At 48.6% G+C, this 3727-nt stretch carries 2 rRNA genes; both read right to left on the reverse strand.

Annotated features, from left to right (window positions below):
• Positions 1–309: 309 nt before the first annotated feature.
• Positions 310–425, reverse strand: a 5S ribosomal RNA gene (gene rrf, locus NLF92_RS12555).
• A gap of 162 nt (positions 426–587) precedes the next feature.
• Positions 588–3470, reverse strand: a 23S ribosomal RNA gene (locus NLF92_RS12560).
• Positions 3471–3727 lie beyond the last annotated feature (257 nt).

The following is a 3727-nucleotide window of genomic DNA, read 5'->3' on the forward strand; positions in this document are numbered from 1 at the left end:
TGCCTACTGCATGATGATTAATGATGCACGGCTACGTTGCCTGCGAATGATTTGCAAGCGAAGTTTAAATTCACTGTGGTCACGATACATAAGATAACGCGTTGGAGTGTTAGGCCTGTGGTGAGTATGCCTGCATAGGGTGGGCTATCCATACCCTAGGGCTACCTCGTCTTGGCCGAGTGATTTGCATCCGCAGGATGCTAAATGAGGCCAAGATGAGGTAGCCCCATAGAATCTTGGTAAGGCCCACCCAATCGCAGACATAAAAAAACCCACAGGCTATTACACCTATGGGTTATCTTATTGGGAGCTTGGCGATGTGCTACTCTCACATGGGGAAACCCCACACTACCATCGCCGCTAATACGTTTCACTTCTGAGTTCGAAATGGATTCAGGTGGTGCCGCATCGCTATGGTCGCCAAGCAAAAACTGGTTATCTATAACAAATCTGGAAAAAACTCATAAAAGTCTCAGTGATGACTACACCACCGATAATATTCTTTATCAAACGCTACCCATCACAAACATGATGAACACTATTGTCTCACACAACACCTCAACACTTTAAAGCGTCTTAGGCGTTGTATGGTTAAGCCGCACGGGCAATTAGTACAGGTTAGCTTAACGCCTTGCAACGCTTCCACACCCTGCCTATCAACGTCGTCGTCTACAACAACCCTTTAGAGAGATTTAATCTCTTGGGAAGACTCATCTTTGGGCCGGCTTCCCGCTTAGATGCTTTCAGCGGTTATCCGTTCCGAACGTAGCTACCGGGCAATGCCTTTGGCAAAACAACCCGAACACCAGCGGTTCGTCCACTCCGGTCCTCTCGTACTAGGAGCAGCTCCCATCAATCTTCCAACGCCCACACCAGATAGGGACCGAACTGTCTCACGACGTTCTAAACCCAGCTCGCGTACCACTTTAAATGGCGAACAGCCATACCCTTGGGACCGACTTCAGCCCCAGGATGTGATGAGCCGACATCGAGGTGCCAAACACCGCCGTCGATATGAACTCTTGGGCGGTATCAGCCTGTTATCCCCGGAGTACCTTTTATCCGTTGAGCGATGGCCCTTCCATACAGAACCACCGGATCACTATGACCTACTTTCGTACCTGCTCGACGTGTCTGTCTCGCAGTTAAGCTAGCTTATGCCATTGCACTAACCTCACGATGTCCGACCGTGATTAGCTAACCTTCGTGCTCCTCCGTTACGCTTTAGGAGGAGACCGCCCCAGTCAAACTACCCACCAGACACTGTCCACAACCCCGATTAGGGGCCAATGTTAGAACATCAAACATACAAGGGTGGTATTTCAAGGACGGCTCCACAACATCTAGCGACGCTGCTTCATAGCCTCCCACCTATCCTACACATGTAGGTTCAATGTTCAGTGCCAAGCTGTAGTAAAGGTTCACGGGGTCTTTCCGTCTAGGTGCGGGTACACTGCATCTTCACAGCAATTTCAATTTCACTGAGTCTCGGGTGGAGACAGCGTGGCCATGGTTACACCATTCGTGCAGGTCGGAACTTACCCGACAAGGAATTTCGCTACCTTAGGACCGTTATAGTTACGGCCGCCGTTTACCGGGGCTTCGATCAAGAGCTTCGCTTACGCTAACCCCATCAATTAACCTTCCGGCACCGGGCAGGTGTCACACCGTATACGTCATCTTTCGATTTAGCACAGTGCTGTGTTTTTAATAAACAGTCCCAGCCACCTGGTCACTGCGGCCCTCGTACGCTTAGGAAGCAAGTTCCATCACGTGCAAGGGCGTACCTTCTCCCGAAGTTACGGTACAATTTTGCCGAGTTCCTTCACCCGAGTTCTCTCAAGCGCCTTAGTATTCTCTACCTGACCACCTGTGTTGGTTTGGGGTACGGTTCGTATATTCATAAGTTTAGAAGATTTTCCTGGAAGCAGGGCATCAAGTACTTCACCACCGTAGTGGCTCGTCTCGTGTCTCAGGCATATTGATGTCCGGATTTGCCTAAACATCAACCCTACGCACTTTCACATGGACAACCAACGCCATGCTACTTTAGCCTTCTCCGTCCCTCCATCACTGAATATACAAGTACGGGAATATTAACCCGTTTCCCATCGACTACGCATTTCTGCCTCGCCTTAGGGGCCGACTTACCCTGCCCTGATTAGCATGGGACAGGAAACCTTGGTCTTCCGGCGTGGGGGTTTTTCACCCCCATTATCGTTACTCATGTCAGCATTCGCACTTGTGATACCTCCAGCATACCTCCCGGTACACCTTCAACAGCTTACACAACGCTCCCCTACCCAGCATACAGAGTATGCTGCCGCAGCTTCGGTATATTACTTAGCCCCGTTACATCTTCCGCGCAGGCCGACTCGACTAGTGAGCTATTACGCTTTCTTTAAAGGATGGCTGCTTCTAAGCCAACCTCCTAGCTGTCTTAGCCTTCCCACATCGTTTCCCACTTAGTAATATTTTGGGACCTTAGCTGGCGGTCTGGGTTGTTTCCCTCTCCACGACGGACGTTAGCACCCGCCGTGTGTCTCCCGGATAGTTCTCATCGGTATTCGGAGTTTGCAAAGGGTTGGTAAGTCGGGATGACCCCCTAGCCTTAACAGTGCTCTACCCCCAATGGAATTCGTCCGAGGCTCTACCTAAATAGATTTCGGGGAGAACCAGCTATCTCCCGGTTTGATTGGCCTTTCACCCCCAGCCACAGGTCATCCCCTGACTTTTCAACGTCAGTGGGTTCGGTCCTCCAGTTGATGTTACTCAACCTTCAACCTGCCCATGGCTAGATCACCGGGTTTCGGGTCTATACCTAGCAACTAAACGCGCAGTTAACACTCGCTTTCGCTACGGCTCCCCTATTCGGTTAACCTTGCTACTAAATATAAGTCGCTGACCCATTATACAAAAGGTACGCAGTCACACCATAAAGATGCTCCCACTGCTTGTACGTATACGGTTTCAGGTTCTATTTCACTCCCCTCACAGGGGTTCTTTTCGCCTTTCCCTCACGGTACTGGTTCACTATCGGTCAGTTAGGAGTATTTAGCCTTGGAGGATGGTCCCCCCATATTCAGTCAAGATAACACGTGTCCCGACCTACTCGATTTCACTTTAAAATTAGTTTTGAGTACGGGGCTATCACCCTGTATCGCTGTGCTTTCCAACACATTCCTCTACCGCATTAAAAGCTTAAGGGCTAATTCCCGTTCGCTCGCCGCTACTAGGGAAATCTCGGTTGATTTCTTTTCCTAAGGGTACTTAGATGTTTCAGTTCCCCTCGTTTGCCTCATTAACCTATGTATTCAGTTAATGATACCGCCGAAGCGGTGGGTTTCCCCATTCGGAAATCTGTGGTTATAACGCGTTTTATCAACTCACCACAGCTTATCGCAGATTAACACGTCCTTCATCGCCTCTAACTGCCAAGGCATCCACCGTATACGCTTTGTCACTTAACCATACAACCCTAAACCGCCTTTTGTATGCGTCTGATTACATGAAAAATCAGGCCGACTTACTTGCTTTCGGTCTTCGGTGTCCACTTAAGGACTGTTATATGAATGACAATATTTGCTAATCACATTTGTCAGATAAAGTAGCTTCTTGAAAGAACATCTTTACAGATATTCTTCAGTTACTTTAATAAAAAATATTGATTACTTTTATCAGCTTTTCCAAATTGTTAAAGAACAGTGAATGTCGCCACTCACTTTTA

This window comes from Opacimonas viscosa, from assembly GCF_024199005.1.
Taxonomy (GTDB): domain Bacteria; phylum Pseudomonadota; class Gammaproteobacteria; order Enterobacterales; family Alteromonadaceae; genus Opacimonas; species Opacimonas viscosa.